General features: G+C 41.3%; 21 protein-coding genes. 17 read left to right on the top strand and 4 right to left on the bottom strand.

The genetic code is table 11. From position 1 onward, the window contains the following. Positions 1-331 precede the first annotated feature (331 nt). The 14 genes from thyA (at position 332) to cshA (ending at position 17,666) form a co-directional block, all read left to right on the top strand. Entirely contained in the window at positions 332-1,168 is an 837-nt protein-coding gene (gene thyA / locus EDD57_RS04715) for a thymidylate synthase (protein WP_131848332.1), read from the top strand. Next, positions 1,168-1,650: a dihydrofolate reductase gene (locus tag EDD57_RS04710; RefSeq protein ID WP_131848331.1), complete on the top strand. Its 483-nt coding sequence runs from the start codon at positions 1,168-1,170 to the stop codon at positions 1,648-1,650. Before thyA ends, EDD57_RS04710 begins: the two co-directional genes overlap by 1 nt. Positions 1,651-1,835: 185 nt before the next feature. After that, complete coding sequence (locus EDD57_RS04705) at positions 1,836-2,609, top strand: ABC transporter ATP-binding protein (RefSeq protein WP_131848330.1); 774 nt, start codon at positions 1,836-1,838, stop codon at positions 2,607-2,609. After that, positions 2,581-4,518 carry an ABC transporter permease gene (locus tag EDD57_RS04700; protein ID WP_131848329.1) on the top strand — a complete coding sequence of 646 codons (1,938 nt, stop codon included), beginning with the start codon at positions 2,581-2,583 and terminating at the stop codon, positions 4,516-4,518. The genes EDD57_RS04705 and EDD57_RS04700 overlap by 29 nt, the downstream gene beginning before the upstream one ends. Before the next feature lie 30 nt (positions 4,519-4,548). Next, entirely contained in the window at positions 4,549-5,154 is a 606-nt protein-coding gene (locus EDD57_RS04695; RefSeq protein WP_131848328.1) for a lipoprotein BA_5634 family protein, read from the top strand. A 226-nt stretch (positions 5,155-5,380) separates the two neighbouring features. Then, a complete protein-coding gene (locus EDD57_RS04690; protein ID WP_131848327.1) occupies positions 5,381-6,034 on the top strand; it encodes a DUF4309 domain-containing protein in 654 nt (217 codons plus the stop codon). Positions 6,035-6,247: 213 nt separating this feature from the next. Then, the gene (locus tag EDD57_RS04685; protein ID WP_131848326.1) at positions 6,248-6,940 is read left to right on the top strand and encodes a response regulator transcription factor; all 693 of its coding nucleotides are present in this window, start codon (positions 6,248-6,250) and stop codon (positions 6,938-6,940) included. After that, the gene (locus EDD57_RS04680) at positions 6,937-8,427 is read left to right on the top strand and encodes a sensor histidine kinase (RefSeq protein ID WP_131848325.1); all 1,491 of its coding nucleotides are present in this window, start codon (positions 6,937-6,939) and stop codon (positions 8,425-8,427) included. Before EDD57_RS04685 ends, EDD57_RS04680 begins: the two co-directional genes overlap by 4 nt. Then, positions 8,417-9,409, top strand: coding sequence for a DUF4309 domain-containing protein (locus EDD57_RS04675; protein WP_165873670.1), 993 nt, complete (start codon positions 8,417-8,419; stop codon positions 9,407-9,409). The genes EDD57_RS04680 and EDD57_RS04675 overlap by 11 nt, the downstream gene beginning before the upstream one ends. A gap of 195 nt (positions 9,410-9,604) precedes the next feature. Then, the gene (helD, locus tag EDD57_RS04670; RefSeq protein WP_131848323.1) at positions 9,605-11,941 is read left to right on the top strand and encodes an RNA polymerase recycling motor HelD; all 2,337 of its coding nucleotides are present in this window, start codon (positions 9,605-9,607) and stop codon (positions 11,939-11,941) included. Positions 11,942-12,142: 201 nt separating this feature from the next. Next, on the top strand, positions 12,143-13,897 hold the full coding sequence (locus tag EDD57_RS04665) for a hypothetical protein (protein ID WP_131848322.1): 1,755 nt from the start codon (positions 12,143-12,145) through the stop codon (positions 13,895-13,897). Then, the gene (locus EDD57_RS04660) at positions 13,890-14,459 is read left to right on the top strand and encodes a hypothetical protein (protein ID WP_131848321.1); all 570 of its coding nucleotides are present in this window, start codon (positions 13,890-13,892) and stop codon (positions 14,457-14,459) included. The genes EDD57_RS04665 and EDD57_RS04660 overlap by 8 nt, the downstream gene beginning before the upstream one ends. Continuing rightward, the gene (locus EDD57_RS15110) at positions 14,426-15,826 is read left to right on the top strand and encodes a peptidoglycan DD-metalloendopeptidase family protein (RefSeq protein WP_131848320.1); all 1,401 of its coding nucleotides are present in this window, start codon (positions 14,426-14,428) and stop codon (positions 15,824-15,826) included. The genes EDD57_RS04660 and EDD57_RS15110 overlap by 34 nt, the downstream gene beginning before the upstream one ends. 196 nt (positions 15,827-16,022) lie before the next feature. Further along, positions 16,023-17,666: a degradosome RNA helicase CshA gene (gene cshA, locus EDD57_RS04650; protein ID WP_131848319.1), complete on the top strand. Its 1,644-nt coding sequence runs from the start codon at positions 16,023-16,025 to the stop codon at positions 17,664-17,666. A 123-nt stretch (positions 17,667-17,789) separates the two neighbouring features. Here cshA and EDD57_RS04645 read toward each other — a convergent pair whose 3' ends face one another. The 4 genes from EDD57_RS04645 to EDD57_RS04630 all read right to left on the bottom strand — a co-directional run bounded on the left by EDD57_RS04645 (position 17,790) and on the right by EDD57_RS04630 (position 21,432). Beyond that, entirely contained in the window at positions 17,790-19,424 is a 1,635-nt protein-coding gene (locus EDD57_RS04645; RefSeq protein ID WP_131848318.1) for an MDR family MFS transporter, read from the bottom strand. 30 nt (positions 19,425-19,454) lie between these two features. After that, complete coding sequence (locus tag EDD57_RS04640; protein ID WP_165873669.1) at positions 19,455-19,886, bottom strand: MarR family winged helix-turn-helix transcriptional regulator; 432 nt, start codon at positions 19,884-19,886, stop codon at positions 19,455-19,457. A gap of 182 nt (positions 19,887-20,068) precedes the next feature. Further along, a complete protein-coding gene (locus EDD57_RS04635) occupies positions 20,069-20,782 on the bottom strand; it encodes a hypothetical protein (RefSeq protein WP_131848316.1) in 714 nt (237 codons plus the stop codon). Continuing rightward, entirely contained in the window at positions 20,779-21,432 is a 654-nt protein-coding gene (locus tag EDD57_RS04630; protein ID WP_165873668.1) for a DUF4004 family protein, read from the bottom strand. Before EDD57_RS04630 ends, EDD57_RS04635 begins: the two co-directional genes overlap by 4 nt. 261 nt (positions 21,433-21,693) lie before the next feature. Between EDD57_RS04630 and EDD57_RS04625 the strand changes: the two genes are divergently transcribed. From EDD57_RS04625 to pstA, 3 genes are all read left to right on the top strand, one after another. Then, a complete protein-coding gene (locus EDD57_RS04625; protein ID WP_131848314.1) occupies positions 21,694-22,629 on the top strand; it encodes a PstS family phosphate ABC transporter substrate-binding protein in 936 nt (311 codons plus the stop codon). Positions 22,630-22,792: 163 nt separating this feature from the next. Next, on the top strand, positions 22,793-23,665 hold the full coding sequence (gene pstC, locus EDD57_RS04620; RefSeq protein WP_243649439.1) for a phosphate ABC transporter permease subunit PstC: 873 nt from the start codon (positions 22,793-22,795) through the stop codon (positions 23,663-23,665). Next, complete coding sequence (gene pstA, locus EDD57_RS04615; protein WP_131848312.1) at positions 23,665-24,522, top strand: phosphate ABC transporter permease PstA; 858 nt, start codon at positions 23,665-23,667, stop codon at positions 24,520-24,522. The genes pstC and pstA overlap by 1 nt, the downstream gene beginning before the upstream one ends. Positions 24,523-24,533 lie beyond the last annotated feature (11 nt).

The following is a 24,533-nucleotide window of genomic DNA, read 5'->3' as shown; positions in this document are numbered from 1 at the left end:
CATCCGAATAATCGCTTAATCAAGAGTTGGTAGTGAGAAGGCCTTTTGATTAAATAGTAAATGAGGGTGGAATAGGGGCATATGTGTCTACTCTCAGCGATGTTAGTGAAACCTACCTAGCGCAGTCATTTGGAGCTAGGGCGTTTTGTGGCAAATGTTTGAGCGTACTTTGCGAGTTTTTGCCACTTGCCCGAAGCGGAGAATGATGGAGCGGGCTTGCTTTTTCACATCTTCGCAGGTTCACTATTTGAGCTGTGAGTAGATACATTGCCCCGAGCCAGCTACAATAGCTACTAATCAACAAGCCCGACGAACGAAAGGAAGTCTACCATTGAGTCAAGCAGATCAAATCTACAATCAACTCGTTCTAGATATCCTCACTAACGGCCTATGGGATACGGATCAAGACGTGCGGACCAAGTGGGATGATGGAGAATCCGCCTACAGCAAAAGTGTGATGAACCGGAGTCTACTCTTTGGGAATCAGGAAGTCCCGATTCTCACGACGAAAAAAGTAGCATGGAAAACGGCTATCCGTGAACTACTCTGGATTTGGAAGGATAAAGACAATAACGTCGAAAATCTCGAAAAACAAAGGGTAGGGATCTGGTCGAAGTGGAAGCGGGAAGATGGAACGATTGGAAAAGCGTATGGCTATCAATTAGGGAAAAAATGTCGTGAGGTAAACGGTACCCTCGTTGACCAAGTAGATTACTTGTTACATACCCTGCGCCATAACCCAAGTTCTCGGCGGATTATGACCACGTTATGGGATGTCCAAGACCTAGATGATATGGCCCTGCAACCGTGCGTGTGGTCTACGCATTGGATGGTAAAAGGCGGTAAGTTGCATCTCTCTGTTAAGATTCGAAGCAATGATATTTTAGTAGGAGGACCATTTAACTATTTTCAATACTATGTCCTCCAACGGATGGTGGCTCAAGTGACCGGAATCGAGATCGGAAATACCCATTTCCACATCGATGATGCTCATTTGTACGACCGCCATATCGAATCAGCTAAGGAACAGCTTTCCCTTCCGGAGTACCCGGCCCCTACTTTATGGCTAAACCCAGAAATCAAGAATTTCTATGACTTTACCATCAATGATTTCCAATTAATCGATTACCAACATGGCCCAACCATGAAGTTGGAGGTAGCTGAATAATGTTTTATCTAATCGCTGCTAGAAGCTTAAATGGAGTCATTGGAAATAATGGAGAAATGCCTTGGGGACGAACGATGCCGATTGATCTTCGCAATGTCAAAGAATTAACCACAGGCCATCCCGTTCTCATGGGAAGAAAAACATACGACTCAATCGGACGAGCCCTGCCTAATCGGCGGAATATCATCCTATCAAGAGAGACAGACCTTGTTATCAAGGGCTGTGAAGTGATGACATTTGAAGAGGTTCTAAATACGTCGTTTGATAAGCCCGCATTTGTGTTCGGCGGGGAGCAAATCTATCGATTATTTGCTCCGTATATTTCAAGAGCTTATATTACGGTGATTGAGCATGAGTTTGAAGGGGATACCTACTTACCCGATTTGCCTGGGGAATGGAGAGAGATTGCTAGAAACCATCATGCGAAAGATGATAAAAATGCATACGATTGTACTTTCTATATCTATGAAAAGGGTAAATAGAAAGCCGAGAGAGTCTTATCCAGATGAGGATAGGGCTCTTTTGGTTCTCATAAACATTCCCCTATTTCATATTCGAAAAGAAACCTTACAAAATTGTAAGACAGTGTAAGCTAAAACATTAGATTCAATTTATCCCATTTGCTAAAGTAATCCATTATATAGTCACTAAGAGGGGTCGTTAGCAAATGGATATGTTAAAAGTAGATGGTCTAACCAAAGTTTATAATGGAAAAGTGACCTACGAAGCTTTGTCTAATATTAATCTTACCGTGGAAAAGGGCGAGTTTGTTGGGGTTATGGGGCCGTCGGGAAGTGGGAAGACGACTCTGCTTAATATGGTCTCCACGATCGATGCTCCGACATCAGGAGAGGTTTATATTAATGGAAAACAACCCTTTCGTTTAAATAAAAATGATCTAGCTGTGTTTCGTCGTCGGGAGTTAGGTTTTGTCTTCCAAGACTTTAATTTGCTCGATACGCTAACGATCGGTGAAAATATTGTTCTACCGCTTACCTTAGATACCAGAGGCATGCGGGAAATGAAGCGGAAATTAGAAGTGGTAGCGGAGAAGCTTGGCATTACGGATATCTTACAGAAGAGAACGTATGAGATATCTGGAGGGCAACGCCAACGCGCAGCTATCGCTCGTGCTATTATCCATTCACCTTCGTTATTACTTGCTGATGAACCAACCGGAAACTTAGACTCGAAGTCAGCACGTGCTGTGATGGAAATGATGGCGGAAATCAATCAAACGGATCAAACGACTACGATGCTCGTTACCCATGATGCACTAGCTGCGAGCTACTGTCACCGCGTCGTTTTTATTAAAGATGGGGAGCTAGTGAATCAGATTGTTCGGGGAAAGAATCGGCAAGCGTTTTTCCAAGAGATTATTGATATGTTGTCATCGCTAGGGGGAATTGCCCATGAACTTTCGTCAGTTCGCGTTTCGTAATGTCAAACGAAATGCACGTGCTTACTCTGCTTATTTCTTAAGCAGTACCTTCGCCGTAACGATTTTCTTTGTTTACGCTATGTTTATTTTTCATCCTGATATGACAAGCGGAGTAGGAAAAACAACAGCACTTGCCATGGAAGCAGCTGAATATATCATCTTCTTCCTTGCTTTTCTCTTTGTCCTTTATTCGATTAGTTCTTTTTTAAAAGCACGGAAAAAAGAGTTTGGCATCTTAACGATGCATGGTGCGAAAGCGAGTCAAATTAATAAGCTGATCATCTGGGAGAATATGATCATCGGCACGGCATCTCTTTTAGCGGGAATAGGGAGTGGCAGTCTACTTGCCAAAGGATTTTTTCTTCTATCTGCCAAAATGCTAGAGATGAAGAGACTTCCGCTCTATCTACCATGGAAGGCAATCGGTCTTACGAGTGTCGCTTTCCTCGGACTATTTATCGTCATTTCTTTTTTGTCTTTACTCATGGTGCGGAAAAAAAGAGTGCTAGAGTTATTACTCGGCACGAATCAACCTAAGTCTGAGCCAACTACCTCGATTTTCTTATCGCTTTTATCGGTTTTCTGCCTCGCAGGTGTGATCTATTTTATGAAACAAGAAATGGATCGATTAAAGTTAATCATCATTCTCCTTTTGGGAGTGATTGGGACCTATTTCTTATTTTCACAGCTAAGTGTACTAGTCATTCGCTTGCTTAAGAAAAATCGTCTTTTCTTCTGGCGAAAAACAAACCTCATTTGGTTATCTGAAATGGCTTATAAAATGAAAGATAATGCCCGCATGTTCTTTATGGTTACGATCTTAACCACATTTGCGTGTACTTTTGCTGGAGTCGTGCTTGCTTATGAACAACAAAATGCAGAGAGCTTTACGAACAATCCATTTGCATTTAAGTATTACGCAAATGGTGGTCCAGAGGATAAATGGAAGGCAGAGGTCGCCAAGATTGACAAAGAACTGAATCAAGTGGGTTTAAAGTTTGAAAAAATCATGATTAGCAATGTAAGTGTAGGGTTTAAAGATTCATATCACACCGTCTTGAAGGAATCTGACTACAATCAATTGATGCGTGTGGACAAATCAGAAAAAATAAGGAGTTTAAAAAACGACGAAGCCGTTATAGTCACTTCTCCTGAAAAAGATATGGAAGTGATGAGCAAAAAACTGAAACAACTGAAGCAACTTTCATTAAAAGAAGGAAATCTCCAGCTTTCTGTAGTGGAACAAAAGGAGAGTAGACTTGTCTTTCCGACAGGAGTACTTGTGGTTTCGGATGCTACTTATCAAACATTAAAAAAGGTCGCTCTAAAAGCAAATCCCGAAGATCATGAAGGGCTTGAAGTGAATTATTTCGTTCCAGATTGGCCTCGTGAACGTCTTCCAAATGCTAGTTCAGCTGAAGTGAAAATGGGCTTGAAATTCAAAGAAGAAATGGAAAGCAAGAGAGAGTCTGGGGAATGGACGGGAGCTTTACTTGCCAGAGCGCCAGAGTATTTCTTATCCAAGCAAGCTACGCAAATGTACATGTTTATCGGGATTTTTATTGCCGCTGTCTTCGCTGTTTCCATTGCAAGCTTTTTACACTTTAAGTTTTATACGGATTTAAATCAAGATCAGCGTATTTATCACGGATTATCAAAAATCGGGTTAAGCCCTAAAGAAATGATAAGAGCATCCACGATCCAGATTGCGAGTCTATTCTTTATCCCTATCGTGGTGGCTGGACTACAGTCCGTAGTTGGCTTGTCCACGTTAAATCATATATTACAGTTTACAACGCTATATACACCTGTGCTTACGGCTATCGGCTTTTTCTTTGCGCTACAATTTATCTTCTTTTTAATCGTTAGAATGCTTTATTTACGCCAGCTGAAACGAGTCATGGTGTAAATCTAAATTTATGAATCAAGGAGCCGGACCATGAAAAAAGTAACCATAATCGGTAGCATATCGTTTGTTGTCATCGTTTTATGTGGCTATTTCTTCTTTAAAGCACCCCTTCAACATGTGTTTGGGATTGAAAATGCCGCTGTTGTGATAGGGGATCAGACACAAGTAGAGGCAGATATAAAGCAGTTCAAGTCTGATTTAGTCTCAAGTGAAACGTTCAAAGTAAAAATAGCAACAGTGAATGAGAAGAAAGTATTGGTCATGGATAAGGCGAGTGCCGACAAATTACTCAAACGAGGTGCGTGGGAGAAGGTAGAAGCAGATAATGTTACGACAAACCCGATTGCTTCCCTGCCTGCCGTTTCCAGTGAAACAGGCAGCCTCTTTGCCAAAACAAAGGTAGATAATCTTCAGCTTAAAAGTAGCTCGAAAGGGAATGTCTCCTATCAAGGAAATGTGATTATCGGTGGGAGTCGGCAATTTGCCGATATGTTCGCTATCGTTGATCCGTCCGTGTGGGTAAGCGTCGAAGGAGACGAAAAAACCATGGGGATTTTTCACTTTAGTGAGCTGGAATGGCCGAAGAGAAGTGAAGTTGCGAACATTACATCCGCTTCTACTTTCTCTACAAAATAGAGATCCGGGATTAGCTAAAGTCCCTGATAACACACAAAAGAGTCCTACCCTTCATGGGGACAGGACTCTTTTGTGCTGAATCTCCATTCTTTCGATTGTTTACAACTCTGAAATAAGTCGTTTGTTACTTGGAAATAACCTCCCCCTATACTGATCCTTGTCACCAAGAGAAATCACACCATCCTATGAGTTTTGGTTGATTTACTATATTTAGGGGGAACAAAAAATGAAGAAGCCTGTCTTTATTTTAGCGAGTGCGGTCTTATCTATCGCATTACTAAGTGTGTGTAATCCACAAGTTGATGCAAAAAACCTTCCGAATCAGGGTCAGCAAGTAGCGATTCAAGAGACTACACAACCGGTTACCGACAAAGCAACGCCAGCAGTACTTTCTTCAAAAGAAGAATTAAAGCAAGGATCAAAGCCCTATACTCAAACAGGTTTAGCCACAAGCATACTCAAATCAGCTAAAAAGGGAACCCTCCCTTATTTACCAAAAGATCTAGGGATTGGAACAAGCAATGAATTAATCTTTCAATTATGGGGAAAAGACGATGATGGTTCTTCCGGTCCATATCTAATATATGGAAAATATCACACAGAAATTGAGTTAGATTCCACTGATAAAGTAGTGCAGATTACGTCTTACCGTCCTGATTACAAGAAGTTAAAAATCGATCAGGTGATGAAAGAAATTGGAAAACCGACTAAAATCCAAGACACTTCGAAAGATGCTCCAAATACAGCTGAAGCCACCTATACCATCAAAGATCAGTTTGGAGATGAAAATCATCTCATTTTCTTGCACAATACGAAAAGCAAACAAGTGATTTATGTAAGATTATACGTTGAATCCAAAGCAGATCAAATCAAGAAATAAAGAAGAAAAACGTAGTATGCCTGCCACCTATCCAATACAGGTGGCAGGTGATTTTATTTTGTCTGGTCAGATAGCCAAGCGATCGACGATTTGGCTTCGTGTGTAAAAAGTATGATCAAAACAAAAAATAGACTATGCTGTAGAAAGAATATATGAGAATATCGAGAGATTGTAACTTAATATGAGGTCTTATCAATAAAGAGGGATTAGAATATGCAGGCAAAAATATTGGTAGCAGATGATGAAAAGAACATTACAAAAGCAATTGCGTATGCTCTTGAACGAGAGGGATATACGGTGGAGACTGCCTTTGATGGAGAAGAGGCATTACAAAAAATCTCCTTGTTCCATCCTCAACTAGTTATTTTAGATGTGATGATGCCGAAAAAGAATGGCTTCGATGTTTGTAAAGAACTACAGGGTTATAACGATTTAGGAATTATTTTGTTAACCGCAAAGAATGATCTGGTTGATAAAATATTGGGGTTGGAGCTAGGAGCAGATGACTATGTCACTAAACCTTTTCATATCAAGGAGTTATTATCACGAGTTAGGGTCATCTTAAGAAGACTAGATAAAAGTAGATCACTTATGAAAGACGAGGAAGAAATACAGGTCCATGATCTAAGGATTCATACCAAGCAGAGAAAGGCTATTCTTTGTGGAAAGCCGTTAGATCTGACTTTAAAAGAGTTTGATTTGTTATTATTGCTATTTTCTAACTTAGAACGAGTATATACGAGAGAACAATTATTGAATGTAGTATGGGCGATGGATTATGCGGGAGGAACTCGAACGGTGGATATTCATATTCAACGATTGCGAAAAAAACTGGGTGACCCTTACCAAAAGCTTATCCACACAGTATACAAAGTCGGATATAAGGCTTCTGGAGATCTAACATGAGAGTAAGTATCAAGATTAAGCTTAGTCTATTTCTTGCTATGCTTTTACTACTAACGGTAAGTGTATTAAGTATATTGATTCTGCATGGGATGCGAACCGATCAACAAAAGCAGTATGAACAAGAATTACGTCGGCAGGGTAAAGCTGCTAATCTATATATACGACAAGCTACTTTTACAGATCCTCGAGAGTCTAAACAGTATCTTACTGAGAGAGGAAAGGAACTAGCAAGACAACTAGGATTAACAAGTGGAATGCATGTGATTTTATACGATCAAAATGGAAAAGAGATAGGTAATTCCCTACCCACTGCTAGTAAAATCAATCTAACAAACATTCTACCTTACGCGTTAAAGGGGCAAACGGTTTATCAAATAGATGGAGATACTCTTTCTTTTTTTACGCCTCTACATGATATAAAGGAACAAATCGGTGTCATTCAGTTTCATTATTCATTAAAAGAGAGTTTGGATTATTACAACAGAACCGAATCCCTTTTCTATCGTATAGGAGGCGGTGTTCTGATCTTTAGCTTTCTAGTAGGTTATGTTTATTTTAATCGTCTAGCTGTTGGGATCTTGAAGCTGGAAAAAACAACAGAACAAATTAAGATCGGTCAGTACATCTCGAAACCACCGCTTCAAAGGAAAGATGAATTAGGAACACTAAGTCAAGGGATTTATTATATGAGTAGCGAAATTGAAAAAAATATCTCTACCATGGAGGAAGAGCAAGAAAAACTGGAGTTAGCTGTAAACAAATTAAGAGGGTTGGATGAGCAACAAAAGCAGTTCATCGGTAATGTTACACATGAATTTAAAACACCTCTTACCGTGATCATGGCTTATTTAGAATTAATTGAAATGTATTCAGATGATCCGGAGTTATGGGAAGACGCTAAAGAGAACATTCAAAAAGAGACAAATCGTTTAGTTAAGATGGTAGAAAAAATCCTTCACCTAGCTACCATAGAAAAATATGATTTTGAATCACAAATGGAGCAGGTAGAGGTAAAAAAAATCCTCGAAGAGTTATGTGAACGAATTCGTATCAAAGCACAAAAGTATGGATTACGTTTGGACACAGACCTAGAGTCAGCCGTTATCTGGGCAGATCAAGAAAATCTCACTCATATTTTTATTAACTTATTAGATAATGCCATTAAATATAATGAGCCTCATGGGAAAATTGTTGTGAAAAGCTATGTAGATCATCAGAGGGTATGGATACAGGTAAGCGATACTGGAATCGGTATTCCCTTAGAGATGAAAGAAAAGGTGTTCGAGCCCTTTTATACAGTCAACAAGGATCGATCTAAGGAATTTGGGGGAACTGGGCTTGGATTGGCCTTAGTGAAAAAATTAGTAGAAAATCAAGCAGGAACGATTCACTTGATCGAAACGGAGGGAAAAGGAACGACGATTTGTGTTTCATTTCCTCTTTATACAGATGAGCACGTACAAGGGAGTATCCACGATGAATCTTAAAAAAAGATGGCCCTATCTGATCCTTTTAGTGAGCGCATTCGCCTTTGCTGGTTGTGATATAGGAACAGCACCATCTGAGAATCAAATCAAAGTGATCGATTCTCCAGTAGATGAAAGCTCAACATCTATAAAAACTGTAAAAGAGATCGTTCAGCTAGCACGAGTGGGAAAAGTAATCAATAGCGATTTTAGCATTCGTACAGAGAAAGCAACGATTATTCAGAAGTGGGGACAGCCCGTTGAAGATCCTAATTATCCAGATGTTCTATTTTACACAAAAAGAAAGATCGAGTTTTCAGTTAACGATCAAAAGAAGGTAAACCGGATCAGTTGCGATGATCCTCGCTTAGAACAGATTCCCTTGACAGATGTGATTCAAACGATGGGCAATCCTATGGATGAATATACAGAAGACGGAAAGCATGTCGTATATTATCAGGCAGGGAACTATCAGATTTATTTCGGCTTTGAAGTCCCGGACAAAAAGGATTCAAATAATCTTCGAATGACCTATTATTATATCGTTCCCATGTACGATATCAATACTCAAACAGATTTAGCGACAACGATACTCAGATCAGCTAAAAAGGGAACCCTCCCTTATTTACCTAAAGATCTAGGGATTGGAACAAGTAAAAAATTACTCTTTGAATTATGGGGAGAACCGAAGGATGATTCGTCTGGTCCAGTTCTAATGTATGAAAAATATCACACAGATATTTCGTTAGGTTCCGTTGATAAAGTAGTGGAGATTACTTCTTACCGTCCTGATTACAAGAAGTTAAAAATCGATCAGGTGATAAAAGAAATTGGGAAACCGACTGAAATCAATGACACTTCTAAAGATGCTCCAAATACAGCTGCAGCCACCTATACCATCAAAGATCAGTATGGACAAGAAAATCATCTCTTTTTCTTGCACAATACGAAAACCAAACAAGTGATTTATGTAAGGTTATATCGTGAATCAAAAGAAGATTAAATCATGAAGTCCTACCCTTCATAGGGCAGGACTCTTCGTGATAAATAAAATCTTGATTCGCAACTAAAACCATAGTAAAATGAGAAATGCCAATAAATTGGATTCATCATTTTACTATGGTTTTACTCTATTATATCTTATCAGTTAAAAATGGAGTTGTCAACTGTTTATCACAAACTTTTTTGGAGGGATGTTATGAATAGGAATCATCCTGAATGGAATCAAGAACAAGATAGAGTAGAGCAAGTGACGGAGGAAGTGAGAAAGAAGGAGCAATCTCTTGGAGAAGAGGCTGGTGGAGTACGCTCTGAGATTGTGGATATTCGAAACCGATTTTGGGAAGATGTTTCGGTTAACTTGGAAGATCCAGATGATGCGATTGAAACAGCGGCTAGTATGAAACAGCAAGCAGAGGTTTTGTCTGAGCGGGAGAGATCGCATCGTCTCATGCATAAGCAAGGAAAAATTCTTCGTCGTCTTCAGGATAATCCCTATTTTGGACGGATTGATTTTCGCGAAGAAGAGGGTGGTGCGGCGCAAGAGACAGAGGCAATCTATATCGGGATCGCTTCTTTTTATGATGATGAAACGGATGAATTTCTCATCTATGATTGGCGAGCCCCGATCTCTAGTATGTATTATGATTGCACGCCAGGATCAGCATGCTATCAGACCTTGGATGGACGGATTTCAGGGGAGATGGAGCTTAAGAGGCAATTTCTCATTCGCCGTGGACAAATTCAAAGTATGTTTGATACAGGAGTTACGATTGGAGACGAACTGCTTCAAGAAGTGCTAGGGCAAAATTCTGACTCACAAATGAAGAGCATCGTGGGGACGATTCAGCGAGAGCAAAACCAGATTATTCGAGATGAAAAAAGTAAGCTTCTCATCGTTCAAGGTGCGGCAGGCAGTGGGAAAACGTCTGCAGCCTTACAACGAGTTGCCTATTTACTGTATCGGCATCGAGACACCTTGAGTGCGGATCAAATTCTTCTATTCTCTCCAAATGCGATGTTTAATAGCTACATTGCGACGGTGTTACCTGATTTGGGAGAAGAAAACATGCAACAAACCACATTCCAAGAGTATTTAGAGCATCAAGTTGGAGCGGACTTGGAGGTGGAAGATCCGTTTAGCTTAATGGAGTACACTTTATCGCAAACGGATCAAGATGGCTATCACACCCGGATGGCGGGGATTCGCTGGAAAGCGGGTATGTCATTTTTAGAGCTGATTGAGCAATATATTGAGCAACTAGGTCAAGAAGATTTGCGGTTCCAAGACCTAGCGTTCCGAGATCGAATCATTGTATCCAAGCAGGAGATAGAAAAGCATTTTTATGACTATGATCGGAAGTTACCGATTCCGAATCGATTGAAATTGACTGCGGAGTGGATTCTAAAGCAGTTGCGCCAGTTTGAAGTAAGTGAGCGTAAAGCGGATTGGGTGGATGAAGAAATCGAACTACTCGATAACGAGGCGTACTATCGGGTCCATCAGCGCTTACAGAAGGAGAAAGGCTTTACGGACTCTACGTTTGATGACTTTGATCGGGAAAGAGCATTGCTTGCCCAGTTGTTGCTGAGAGATCTGACGAAACCGCTTCGCAAAGGGATTGAGAACTTCACTTTTGTGGATGTGCTTGGGACATATCGACAACTATTTACCCAGCAAGAGCTGATCTCGGGATTTCAGACTGTTGCGAAGCAAACAGTGGAACATTTAGATAGCAGAACACTACCTTATGAAGATGCAACTCCGTATGTCTATTTTAAAGCACTGCTACAAGGCTTCCAAATGAACACGAAGATTCGTCATGTCTTTATTGATGAATCGCAGGATTATTCCCCGTTCCAATACGCCTTTCTTCGCCGACTATTCCCCCGGAGCAAGATGACGGTTCTAGGTGACTTGAATCAATCTATCTACGCACATACAGTGGATGGAGTAGGTGTTGAGCTGATTTGTGCCTTATTTGAAGGGGAATACATCGAGAAATTCGTTTTAACCAAAAGCTATCGTTCGACGAAGCAGATTGGGGAGTTTACTCAGCAGTTATTAATAGGTGGGGAGAAGATAGAGCCATTTGATCGATCTGGTAAACTACCTGTTTTAGCACAAGTTTCAGATGAACAGGAGCATCATCAGCAAATTTACCAATGGATTTCGGAACTTCAGGAGCGGGGACATAAATCCATCGCGATTATTTGTAAGGATCATCAAGAATGTGAACATGTATATGAGAAGTTTCAAGATGAGATTCCGGTCTCATTCATTAAGAAAGCTACGCTATCCTTTGCACAAGGAATTATTATCATCCCAACGTATTTATCAAAGGGAATCGAGTTTGATGCCGTTATTTTATATGACGCTTCCGATCGGTGCTATCATCGAGACGAGGAAAGGAAGCTTTTTTACACAGCTTGTACAAGGGCAATGCATGAGCTGTATCTCTGTAGTAGAGGCGAAGTAAGTCGATTCTTGGCTGGTGTGGACGAAGGCTTATATAAAGAGACTCATATTAGTTAAATGGAATAAAATGGTACGAAATGATAAAAAAGCACTGTTTACAAGCAGTGTTTTTTTATTTTCCCATTTTCGACTCTTTTTTTTCCATTTCTTTAGTGATATTGTAAAAATATCTCCAATTCGTACAAGTGTTTATGGTTCCTATTTTAATCATAGTATTTACATGAATAAGATAGTTCGAAGTATCTGAGAGGTGATCCAGTGAAGCAAAAACGAAAGTTCGTAGGTTTGGGAATCCTCTTACTTCTCCCGATTTTGATGTTATTTGCAGTTTCTTTTTTGGATGTAGGGTATGGTTTTGCACAGACGGACAAGCCGGTGACTCCAACGAGTCCATCAACTCCAACGAGTCCATCAACTCCAGCGAGTTCGACGACCCCAGCAACTCCAACAAATCAACCACCAACAACAACCCAAACAACTCCAGGTGCATCAATATCAACACCAACCCCTTCGACGAATATTCCCAATGTTTGTAAGGAACCTACGGGTGAATTTGCAGAATGTCCGTCCACGTATTTCAAATTCGACTACATAGGAAAAAAAGTAAGTGCTAGTGATACAAGTAGCTTGTTTCAAGAAGGATTCCAACAGGGCTTCACTTTTTTTCTCAATTTAGTCTGGTACGGATATACGATCTTCATCTATGCCGTTATCTATATATTAACGTTTAGCTATCGATTAGAGCTTATGACGAATATGACGGGTTCGATGAAGGATGTATTGGGCAAATCTGATTCCTTCTTATGGGGAGGACTTTTTCCGTGGTTAGTAGGTCTCGTGGTCCTAGTAGCATTATGGAAGTTTCTTCGTCGTCGTAATCAAGAAGGAGTGTCGTTACTCTTTCGAAACCTACTCATTTTGACGTGTGCTTCTTACTTTTTCACTCAGATTCCAACGGTTGTATCTCAAGTAAGTAATATTACAGGTAAAGCGAGTGATTATACATTAGCTGGCTTCTTGTCCCTCACTCCAGAGAAAGACAAAAGTGCCTCAAAGCCGACAAAGGAACAAGTAGAAAAGACGAAGAGAGATGCGATTCAAAAAGTCTCCTCTGCCTTATGGGCTGAATTTTATTACAAACCGTATCTCGTCCTTCAGTTTGGGTCAGTAGAAGCGGGTCAGAAAAATATAGGACAGTTGTTTAGTTATGGCGGAGATGTTGATTCCAAACGAAAAGAATGGTTTACAGGCTATAACGAAGATACCAATCAACAGACGGGTACGAAATATGTAGATGTTGAAAAAGGGATTGCCCAGTCCGAGGAATTTAAAATGGTGACGAGCGCAGGGGTTATGAAGCGCTTCGGATACAGCTTTTTTATCTTGTTAGTAGGGATCAGCTTTGCCGTTTTATTATTCTTGTTTAGCTGGAAGCTTCTCCACTGGTTTTTCTTGGCCATTGGTAGGGTGCTGTTGTTAATAGTACCAGTTGTGTTTTCTACCATCCCGGGAAGAAGCTTACGTGATGTGACCAGATGGTTGTGGCAGATCTTATATGCACTCTTCATGAGAGTCTTATTTGCCGCCCTTTTGGGAATTGCGATTACCTTGTTTATTGTAATCCAAGGAATTCCTATTACAGATGATGGTGAATTTTCTTACCTAGTAACCTTCTTGATGCGTAATGTTCTGATTTTAGCTAGCTTTTTAGCTGTTTGGAAGATCATGAAAGAGATCCAAGTACAACTTCAAAGTCTGGTTGGTCTTGAGATTTCGCAGCCAAATTGGATCACTCTTTGGAAAAATGTACGAGCCTATTGGAATCGTGGTACGAGAGAAGAGAAGATTAATCTATCTCTCATGACTAGTGAAGGAACTTCTGTCATTGCTTTAGGGAGTGCCCAAAAACGCTTCAGCATAGGTGCTCGAATCAAGCAGTGGAAAAAGAAAAGGGCCATTCGCAAGCAAGATTCTTTATCTGAGGCACCTCCACAGAGTTGTATAGATGAATGAGCTCGGGATGAAGAGTGAACGACAAAAAGGAGCTTCAAAAAGGGCTCCTTTTGTCTTGGTGCTAACTGCTCTTATCCTATTAATCAGTGTCGCGGCTATGGTGAGAGGTTGGTGGTTAAACCAACAAACTTCTGCTCCCGCTCCTTCAAAAGAACAATCCAAAGCAGCGTCCAAGCTTCTGATCGATTCTCCATTTGAACTAGGTGTAGTGATTGATTTGAGTCAGGATCACAATGTGCAGAAAGAAGCTGGAAAAGTAGCAGGCCAGGTTTTTTCGATCCTTCATCAACCAATGAAGTCAAATGAAGAACGCTTAAAGAAGCTTTCAGAATGGGTAACAACACCTGTTTACCAATCGATGCATGGAAATTTAGACTTACCACTCGAGCCTGTCTCTTGGAAAAAGATCAAGGTGGTATCGATTCGCCCTTTGGGTCCGGATCATTGGAGTTTTTTAGTTGCAGGTGTGCTTCGGGATGAGAAAGTAGAAGGCATCGTTCAGATTCAGGTGAGAAAGGTGGAAGGAATATGGAAAGTAGTATCCATCGACGAATCGCCTTGATCAAGAAACCATCATGGAAATGGATCATCATTTGCTCCCTCATCGTAATTCCTTTCATCACGTTTGTAACGATTACAAGTGTTACCATCTATTCGGTTATCGCTCGAATGAAAGAAACAGAAACAGCCCAATCATTTGGAATTGATCCTGCTCTAATGCTTTTATATAAAGAAATCGCCGATCAACATCAGCTTCCTTGGGCTTTTTTAGCCGCTTTAGATCAAAACCTCCCTAAGGCGAAAGCAGTGATGCTTCCACGAGCCAGTAAGTTTGAGATGGAGATTGAATCAGCTGCTCAAAAATTCTCCGTAGATCCAGCGCTCATTCGCGCCATTATCCAGCAGGAGAGTAATTGGAATCCCAAAGCAAAATCATCTGCTGGAGCTCGCGGTCTCATGCAGCTCATGCCGGTAAACTGTAAAGCTTTTAACCTCGATCCTGATACAACTTGTCTCGATCCCCTTTCCAATGTGATGGCGGGTACGGAGATGATCTCTCGTCTATTAACAAAGTACAATGGGAATCTGGAATTAGCATTAGCCGCGTATAATGCAGGCGAAGGAAATGTGGAAAAACATAAAGGAGTTCCACCCTTCAAGGAAACCCAAAATTATGTAAAAAAAATTCCTGTATTGTATAAGGAGTATGGGGGAAAGGGAACCTTATCTAAGGAAGAGGCTCAAAAGAAGGAGATTGAGGAGTTAGCAAATCGATTAAAAGAAGCACGCGTTAAGGTGGATCAAGCGGGTGACTCAAATAAGTGTATGAAAGAGTTAACAAGGCATACTCCGAATCGGGGTTCGTTAACCTGTGCAGCCTATTCGCTTCAATCCAATTGGGTTTTTGTTGAAAGAGTAGAGAATCAAGCAAGGGCTTATGAACAAGAGGTTTGGAAGATTACTTCGAATTCAAATGGAACTGAAGCAGCGAAAGAGACGAGTCCAGCGAATCCTTCGATGGAGACGAGTAAGAATCAACCATCGGTGGGGATGATCTGGCCGTGTGAAGGAACGGTAACATCTCGATTTGGCCCACGTTGGGGAAGATCGCATAAAGGGATTGATATTGCGAATCGAAAAGGAACTCCTATTTATAGTGTGCTAGATGGAAAGGTTACATCTGTAAAATCAGATCCAGGCGGATATGGGCATTATTTGATCATCGATCATGGAAAAGGGCTTTCTTCTCTCTATGCGCATATGTATGCTGGCGATATTCATGTGAAAGTAGGAGATCAGGTGAAGAAAGGTCAGCGCATAGCAAGTATGGGAAGCGATGGGAATTCGACGGGGCCGCATTTGCATTTTGAAATTCATATAAATGGGGTTTCAATGGATCCAATGCAGTATATTGGTAAGAAAATATAAGGTAGTGGGGCTCTGATTTGTGGAAAAAATAAGTAGTTCTACATCTTTCTTTTCCATTCAGTACTGTAGTTGTGTTATTATGATACATTGTATACAACTTCTTAGCTTCTAGGAAGTATAAGATCGGGACGATATCTAAAACTAGAAACTAATAAGCTCGTATGAATATATGGAAGTGAAAGGGGATTATTAATCCTTGGCGAAATTTAGTGAACTCGGCCTTAGTGCTGAGCTATTGCAAGCGGTGCATCAGATGGGATTTGAAGAAGCAACTCCTATCCAATCAGAAACGATTCCAGTCTCTCTCGCTGGGCGAGATGTTTTAGGCCAAGCACAGACAGGAACAGGGAAGACTGCGGCATTTGGGATTCCAATCGTAGAGAAAATGGACCTTGAGTCTGGGCATGTACAAGCCTTGATTCTGACTCCTACTCGTGAGTTGGCGATCCAAGTAGCGGAAGAGTTAAACAGAGTAGGTCAATCGAAAAAAGTGCGTGCGCTGCCGATTTACGGTGGTCAAGAGATCGATCGTCAAATTCGTTCTCTTAAGAAGCATCCACACATTATCGTGGCTACACCAGGTCGTATGCAAGACCATATGCGACGTCGTACAATTCGTCTGCAAAACCTAGCTATGGTTGTATTGGACGAGGCAGATGAAATGTTACAAATGGGTTTTGTGGAAGAGATTGAGGCGATTCTTTCGGAATGTCCATCTGAACGTCAGACCCTTCTATTCTCTGCAACGATGCCTCCACGCATTCGTAATTTGGCATCTAAATTTATGATTGATCCGGTAGAGATCAAGATTAAAGCAAAAGAAGTAACCATGCCTAGTATCGAGCAGTACTATATCGAACTAGCACCGAAACAAAAGTTTGATTCATTGTGTAATCTGCTTGATATTCAATCTCCAGAGTTAGCGATTATCTTTGGACGCACTAAGAAGCGTGTAGACGAAATTACAGAGGGATTAACCAAACGTGGCTACTCCGCCGAAGGCATCCATGGGGATCTCTCTCAAGCACGTCGTGATACAGTGATTCGTCGTTTCAAAGAAGGAACGATTGATATCATGGTTGCCACCGACGTAGCAGCACGTGGTTTGGATATCTCGGGTGTTACCCATGTATATAACTTCGATATCCCTCAAGACTCAGAAAGCTATGTTCACCGAATCGGACGTACGGGCCGTGCTGGTAAAGAAGGAATGGCCATTACGTTTGCTAGCTTCCGTGAAATGGATCATCTTCGCATGATTGAACAACAAACGAAGCGTAAGATGAATCGTTTGTCGGTTCCGACCATTCATGAAGTAGTGGAAGGCCAACAAAGATTAGCGGTACAACGCTTGCTCGAGGTTGCTGAGAAAGAGGAAGAGATTACTTCTTATATTGAATCAGCAGAAGCTCTCTTAGAGTCCAACGACTCGGTTACCTTACTATCAGCAGCTCTAAAACTGCTAACTAGAGAACCAGACAAAACACCAGTCCAAATCAGCGATGATCATTACTCAATGCGTCGTGGTGGTGGCGGTGGCCGTCGTGGTGGTGGAGATCGTCGTGGCGGTGGAGATCGTTCATTTGGTGGTAAACCAAGAAACGATCGCAATCGCTTTAGCTATAACGACGGTAGTTTCTCAGATGGTCCTTCTGGGGATCGCCGTTCTTCCTCATCGAATCGCTCTCGTGGTGAAGGCGACAAGGGTGGCTACAGAGGCGGTAGCAGTAAGGGTGGAAGCGGCAAAGGTGGCTTTAAAGGTAGTAGTAAAGGTGGCGGGAAGTTCTCTGGCGGAGGCAAACGCGGGGGATCTGATCGTGGCAAAGTGAAATCGAGATAGTCTTCGTTTGAACAGAAGCAACCAATTCCTTAATAAGAGGAACTGGTTGCTTTTTTATGTCTAGTTTCACAGTATATGAAAAAAGCCAACTTTCCTATTGGAAAGCTGACTTTTTTTGATCTGTTACTTCACAGGCTCAGGGTCTACTTGGATTGAATCCTCTTCGTGCTTTTTGCTTTGGGATTCATCAGATAGCTTGATTTTTGGCAGGAAGAACGTGATCATGCCACCGAGTACGATGAATACCAGTCCCCAGAGGAAGACGGAATGTAATGATTCGACCATAGAGCTTTTCATGATTGGAACAATCGAATCTAGGATCGGTTTTGGAATCTTGCTTAATGCATCTGGATTAAACAGCATAGAGTAAACGCTCTGAGCGTCTTTGGAGATCATAGATTCCATGTTTGTTACAAAATCATGAGCCGTAGCAGGTAGTTTTTCTAAAGTGGGAACTAGGTTAGATTTAAGTAAATCAGAGGTTCTCGCATTCATCACAGCACCTAAGATGGTCATCCCGAATGTACCCCCGATTTGGCGAAAGAACTGACTTGAGGAGGTAACGACACCTAACTCGTCTTTGGAGAAGCTTTCTTGTAGTCCGAGTGTTAATAAAGGCATCACAAGACCAATCCCGAGACCAATGATCATCATATAACCGGTAGCAATTAATTTCGTCGTTTCTAGATTCATGGTCATCAATAGGCTAAACCCGATGGCCATGATAATCATACCTGCATAAATTTGAGGCTTCATACCGACTTTTTGAACCAATTGGCCCCCGATAATACTAGTAATAATCATGGTGATCATCATAGGAGTCATGATCGTGCCGGAATCGGTGGCGCTTACACCCACTACTCCTTGCATGAAGAGAGGAACGAACATAATGGCTCCAAACATGCCCACTGCCATGAAGAAACCAATTCCATTTAAGGTGACAAATGCACGATTTCGGAAATAGCGAACGGGTAAAATAGGGTCTTTTGAACGTAATTCAATAAAGACAAAGGAAACGAGCGAGACGAGAGCGAGTGCAAATAAGCTTAGCGTCTGCCATGATCCCCAGGCATAATCTTTTCCACCAAATGTAAGGGCTAATAGTAAGCTGACAACCCCAATAATCATCGTAAGCATCCCAGGGATATCAAAGTAAATCGGTCCTGAGACTTTATGTTTTTTCAAGCCGAGAGCGATGAAAATAGTGGCTAAAATGCCGACTGGAAGGTTAATGTAGAAAACCCATTCCCATGACATGTAGTCTACAATCCATCCACCTACTTGAGGTCCGAGGATAGAGGATAGACCATACAATCCACCAAAAATCCCTTGCCACTTGGCCCGCTCCTTACCTGAAAATAAATCACCGATGATAATCATAGCCATCGGCATCATCACGCCACCGCCAATCCCTTGGATCGCACGGAAAATAATTAATTGCTCCATCGTCTGAGATAAACCTGATAGAGCAGATCCGACCATGAAAACAACTAATCCTGTTACATAGATCGCACGACGCCCTAGTAAGTCTGCCAGTTTACCTGCAATAGGCACAACGGCGGTCGATGTTAGCATATAGGCGGTGGTCAACCAGGTCATTAAGCTAAGGCCACCTAGCTCACCAACGATGCGGGGCATAGCCGTCCCTACGATCGTTCCGTCTAATGCTGCAAATAGCATGGCAATAATTAATCCAGCGATTAATAAGCCATTCTTTCCTTGTTCGTGTGACGTTTTTTGTGTAATTTCACTATCCATAGAATAACCTCATTTCATGTGTAGTCATTTTTATTGGGTAGGAAGTTCAGAGAGCTTTTCAAATGTGTCGGCAAAGGCTTCCAGTTCTTGTTTATCAAGATGTACTAAATACCGTTGTATAGTTGCTTTATGCCTTTTTCGAATCGTTTGAAGGACCCTCTTGCCATCATCCGTTACACTTATATAAATCACTCTCCGATCAGTAGAGTCATGATGACGTACTACGTAATTATTTTGAACTAAGCGGTCGATCATAACCGTGATAGCACTCGGCTTTACATCCATTTTTTCGGCTAGCTCTTTCACCTTCGTAGGCCCCTTTGATAATAAGTATTTCAGAACGTGAAATTGGGGGGTCGTCAGGTTTAGATCTTTGAAATGGGTCATCTCGGATCGAATCTTATCCATAAAGACAGAGAGGGACTTTAAAATCCGATCCAGTTGAAGTTCCGTATGGCTCAATATTACGACCTCCATTTAATTATATATATATAACTATTCACCACCACTAATGATTAAGTTCGTTTAAATATATTATAGGCGCAACTACATTTGGTCAAGTAGTATTTTTCCATATTGCGAGATTGTTTATGTAAAAAATAAGAAGAGCCTCGATGATACATGAGACTCTTCTTCAATATGTGCTATATTTTTACAGCTTCTCCTACTTTTGAATCGGTGTGAGCGGTGTAGGAGTCCTGATATTCGATCCGATCAATGGTGCAATCTTTCCCAATGATAATCTGCTTTCCACGGACGATCTTAGCTTGTGTGTTTTCTAGTTCGATATAATCTCCTTCGATACATTCCACTTTCAGTTCAGATTGTAACCAAGGAAGGAGTTTATCCCATTTTCTACCTTTCTTAATGATGATTTTTTCTCCGCCGATCTCCTTGGCAGAGCTACCTCCGTATAAACCAATATCAATTTGATCTGCATTTAATAATCCATTGATTTGAAACTGAGCTTTTCCTGTAAACGAATCCGTATTGCAGTCACCGTCTAGCTTTAGGGAGCCATAGATGTGAATCGATTCGCTTGTTAGGTTTTGCTTGCCGACTACTTCGCCATGGATTCGCAACCTAGAAGCTTGTAAGTCACCCCATACTTTGACGAGTCCGTTTACTTGGGCCTTTTTGGCTGACAAATCCCTTTGTGTGACGAGTCTTCCATTTACCGTCATCAATTCGGCGGCGATATCTCCGAGCCCCTCTAGGTGACCATTCACTGTTAACTGGATGGTATCTAAATCTTCATTGATTGTACCCTGCCCCGCAATTTTTACTTCTCGATATCTTCCGCCATCAACCGTTGCCGCTCCATTAATGGATAATCGTGGTTTTCGTTCTGTATTCATGAGATCCCTCCGTGCGTGAGTAATTGTTGTTTAAATCGTTCTTGTAACTCATCTAGAGACAAATTCATGATGATCTTACTAGCGGAGTCAAAATGAACTTCATCGTGTTGATGGAGCAAGATAGCGGTAGCCACGCCTAACTTACGAGTTACGAAAAGGACATAAGGCTTCTGAATGAAGCTCTCTTCCTGATCACGAAGCAATGTTAGAATCAATTTTGCTTCTTCTAACGAACAAGAGCCAGAAGATAAGATCTCCTCGATCACAAATAGCGTAAAAGCTTGTGAGTATGGGAGGGTATCTACATTAGTTAACTCAAGCTGGCAGAGATCTCTGGTTGCCTGTGAGATCATTTCATTTGAAAGTAAGTGAGACAAAGATATGTTTTGAAAATGAGGCTCTTCGTCTATTTTCTTTGTAAAAAGCTGTGCCAAGTTGTCTAAAGAGAGGTCATCTTTATGTTGCTTGATCTTTTCAATTCGCTCTAAAATCTTTTCTCTAGGAAAAAACGTTTCTTGCCCAGTAAAGGTAGATTTACGTATAAACCATTCTTCAGGTATAAGTTGCTTGCGTTTCCACCGATAAAGTTGTCCGTACGAGATATCGGCTTCGTGTAATAAGTCTTTCTTAGAAATTAGCTCTTGATCCATGCTATTCCCCTCCTGACAAAAATGTAACATAACACTGTTACGTTATGCAAGTTTTTCTGGAATGATACTGAAAGTTATGTAGGACGTCGATAGGAGTAACAAAACATTATATATGCCATGCATACAAAGGGGCTGTTCCATTTTACTGGGACATCTCCTTTGTAGTTCTTAATAAACATTTACAATTCCATAATAATGTATCAAAAGTGGCCTGTTAGGATGTGCTTGTGAAATAATTAATCATTTTTAGGAGGCTCATCCATGAGTTTGAAGAAAATAGGCTTGGCTTTAGTTGCGGTAGCATTAACTGCTTCCACATTGACAGGTTGTGGTCAGGGAGCAAGTAAAGACGCAGGTGCAACGAAAGCGTCAGGTAGTATCAAGATAGATGGATCGAGTACAGTGTTTCCGATCACTGAAGCGGTTGCTGAAGAGTTTCAAAAAGCGAATCCAAATGTAAAGGTAACCGTGGGGGTATCCGGTACGGGTGGTGGCTTTAAGAAGTTTGTAGCGGGTGATCTTGATATTAGCAATGCATCACGCAAGATTAAAGATGCAGAAAAGACACAGGCTACTACGAATAAAGTGGATTACCTAGAGCTTCCGATTGCTTATGATGGAATTTCACTAGTGGTAAACAAAGCAAATACATGGGTAGACAAATTAACAGTAGCTGAATTGAAGAAAATCTGGGAACCAGGCAGCAAAGTGAAGACATGGAAAGATGTTCGACCTAGCTGGCCAGCGGAACCCATTAAATTATATGGTCCTGGAACGGATTCCGGTACGTTTGAGTATTTCACCGAAGCGATTGTAGGGGAAGCGAAGAAGAGCCGAGCCGATTATAACCAGAGCGAGGACGATAATGTTTTAGTAACAGGAGTAAAAGGAGACAAAAATAGCTTAGGTTATTTTGGATTTTCATACTATGAGGAAAACGCCAAGGATTTAAAACTCGTTCCGATCGAATCAGGTGGGAAGACCGTAACACCTTCGATGGAAACGATTAAGGATGGTACTTACAAGCCTCTTTCCCGGCCATTATTTATCTATGTAAGTAAAAATTCACTCCAAAAACCAGAAGTGAAATCGTTTGTGAAGTACTACATGGAAAATGCAGAAGAGATGACAAAGGCTGTCTATTATGTACCACTGAAGAAAGAAGAATACCAAGCTGGATTAAGTAAAGTAAATTAATCAAAAAGCGAGGAAGAATGTGGCGTCAATCCGTGGCGTCACATTTCTATTCCTAAAGGAGGTGGGTACGAAGATGAATGAAGTGGTGTTAAAAGATACAAGGAATCGTTCGGCTGGGAATCATTCACAGAAAGAAACTCCAGGGATTGTCCAAAAGAAACGAATGAATCGAGAAGATTTAATCGTTAAGTCCATTTTATTCCTTTGTGCCATGGTTTCAATTTTAACGACGATTGGGATTGTGGCTGTTTTATTAGTAGAAACGCTCTCCTTTTTTAAAGACGTTTCATTATTTTCCTTTTTGACAGATACGAAATGGACCCCGCTTTTTAAACCAGAGCACTTTGGAATCTTATCACTTTTAAGTGGATCTCTCCTGATTACGGTAGGTGCGTCGCTTGTGGCATTGCCATTAGGATTGATGGCAGCTATTTATCTGAGTGAATATGCAGACGATCGAGTTAGAAGAGTGATCAAGCCTATTTTAGAAGTATTAGCGGGAATTCCCACGATCGTTTACGGGTATTTTGCGTTAACCTTTGTTACTCCGCTTCTTCGAGTGATCTTTCCAGACATGGGAGTCTTTAATGCCTTAAGTGCCAGTATCGTGGTAGGGATTATGATTTTGCCGATGGTGGCATCGCTTAGTGAAGATGCGATGGTGTCCGTTCCGAAATCATTGCGAAATGGAGCTTACGCTCTAGGAGCCACCCGATTAGAGGTAGCGAGGAAAGTAGTGGTTCCTGCGGCTTTCTCTGGAATCATCTCTTCTTTTGTCCTAGCGATCTCAAGAGCGATTGGCGAGACGATGATTGTAACGATTGCGGCTGGTGCAACTCCGAAATTAACGTTGAACCCGCTGGAAAGTGTGCAAACGATGACCGCCTATATCGTCCAAGTGAGCTTAGGTGATATCCAACATGGCTCGATTGAATATAAAACCATTTTTGCGGTTGGAATGACTTTATTTGTTTTAACTTTCCTCATTAATTTAATTGCCCAGTGGTTGAAGAGACGATTTAAGGAGGAGTATTGATGGATCAAGGGAACTGGAGAATTCGAAAAATAATGGACCATTTTGCAAAAATTACATTCCTCTCCGCTACCTTTTTTGGAATTGCTTTTTTAGGCATACTCCTCTACCAGATCGTGTCAGACGGAGCAGGGTGGTTAACTTGGGATTTCTTTACTAACTTTTCTTCACGGTTCCCAGCAAAGGCAGGAGTGGCGGCGGCTTTGGTTGGGAGCATCTGGATTATCATGCTCACGGGTCCAATTGCCTTTTTTCTAGGAGTCGGGACAGCTCTTTATTTAGAGGAATATACGAAGAAGAGCTGGTTTACCCGTCTCATTCAAGTAAACATTCATAATCTTGCTGGGGTTCCATCAATCGTATACGGGATTTTAGGGTTAGCCGTATTTGTCCAGGGGCTCATGTTAGGACAGGCCGTACTTGCAGGCGTGTTTACAATGTCATTACTCGTTTTACCGATTATAGTCGTATCCTCACAAGAAGCGATTCGCAGTGTTCCACAACATATGAGAAATGCTTCTTATGCACTAGGCGCTTCCAAATGGCAAACAATTAGCCGTGTGGTAATCCCAACTGCTTTGCCTAATATCTTAACAGGTGTCATTTTAGCTTTATCACGTGCAATCGGCGAAACAGCCCCCCTTGTCGTAGTGGGCGCCCTTACATTTGTCTCCTTTGTTCCGGCATCTCCAATGGATCCATTTACCGTGTTGCCGATTCAAATCTTTAACTGGACTTCTCGCCCACAAGATGATTTTAGAGCCGTTGCGGCCGCTGGGATTATTGTTCTTTTAGTTGTCCTTCTTACCATGAATCTGTTAGCGGTTTACTTGCGAAATAAATACCAGAAGCGATACTAGGAGGCTTGTCT

Origin of the sequence: Baia soyae, from assembly GCF_004341445.1 — a bacterium.
GTDB lineage: Bacteria > Bacillota > Bacilli > Thermoactinomycetales > Thermoactinomycetaceae > Baia > Baia soyae.
This window is presented reverse-complemented; position numbering and strand designations above follow the sequence as displayed.

Bases quoted from the DNA above. Each gene is read 5' to 3' on its own strand.
- EDD57_RS04710 (WP_131848331.1), top strand. From the start codon at position 1,168: ATGTTTTATCTAATCGCTGCTAGAAGCTTAAATGGAGTCATTGGAAAT.
- EDD57_RS04705 (WP_131848330.1), top strand. From the start codon at position 1,836: ATGGATATGTTAAAAGTAGATGGTCTAACCAAAGTTTATAATGGAAAA.
- EDD57_RS04700 (WP_131848329.1), top strand. From the start codon at position 2,581: ATGAACTTTCGTCAGTTCGCGTTTCGTAATGTCAAACGAAATGCACGT.
- EDD57_RS04695 (WP_131848328.1), top strand. From the start codon at position 4,549: ATGAAAAAAGTAACCATAATCGGTAGCATATCGTTTGTTGTCATCGTT.
- EDD57_RS04690 (WP_131848327.1), top strand. From the start codon at position 5,381: ATGAAGAAGCCTGTCTTTATTTTAGCGAGTGCGGTCTTATCTATCGCA.
- EDD57_RS04685 (WP_131848326.1), top strand. From the start codon at position 6,248: ATGCAGGCAAAAATATTGGTAGCAGATGATGAAAAGAACATTACAAAA.
- EDD57_RS04680 (WP_131848325.1), top strand. From the start codon at position 6,937: ATGAGAGTAAGTATCAAGATTAAGCTTAGTCTATTTCTTGCTATGCTT.
- EDD57_RS04675 (WP_165873670.1), top strand. From the start codon at position 8,417: ATGAATCTTAAAAAAAGATGGCCCTATCTGATCCTTTTAGTGAGCGCA.
- helD (WP_131848323.1), top strand. From the start codon at position 9,605: ATGAATAGGAATCATCCTGAATGGAATCAAGAACAAGATAGAGTAGAG.
- EDD57_RS04660 (WP_131848321.1), top strand. From the start codon at position 13,890: ATGAATGAGCTCGGGATGAAGAGTGAACGACAAAAAGGAGCTTCAAAA.
- EDD57_RS15110 (WP_131848320.1), top strand. From the start codon at position 14,426: ATGGAAAGTAGTATCCATCGACGAATCGCCTTGATCAAGAAACCATCA.
- EDD57_RS04645 (WP_131848318.1), bottom strand. From the start codon at position 19,424: ATGGATAGTGAAATTACACAAAAAACGTCACACGAACAAGGAAAGAAT.
- EDD57_RS04635 (WP_131848316.1), bottom strand. From the start codon at position 20,782: ATGAATACAGAACGAAAACCACGATTATCCATTAATGGAGCGGCAACG.
- EDD57_RS04630 (WP_165873668.1), bottom strand. From the start codon at position 21,432: ATGGATCAAGAGCTAATTTCTAAGAAAGACTTATTACACGAAGCCGAT.
- EDD57_RS04625 (WP_131848314.1), top strand. From the start codon at position 21,694: ATGAGTTTGAAGAAAATAGGCTTGGCTTTAGTTGCGGTAGCATTAACT.
- pstC (WP_243649439.1), top strand. From the start codon at position 22,793: ATGAATCGAGAAGATTTAATCGTTAAGTCCATTTTATTCCTTTGTGCC.
- pstA (WP_131848312.1), top strand. From the start codon at position 23,665: ATGGATCAAGGGAACTGGAGAATTCGAAAAATAATGGACCATTTTGCA.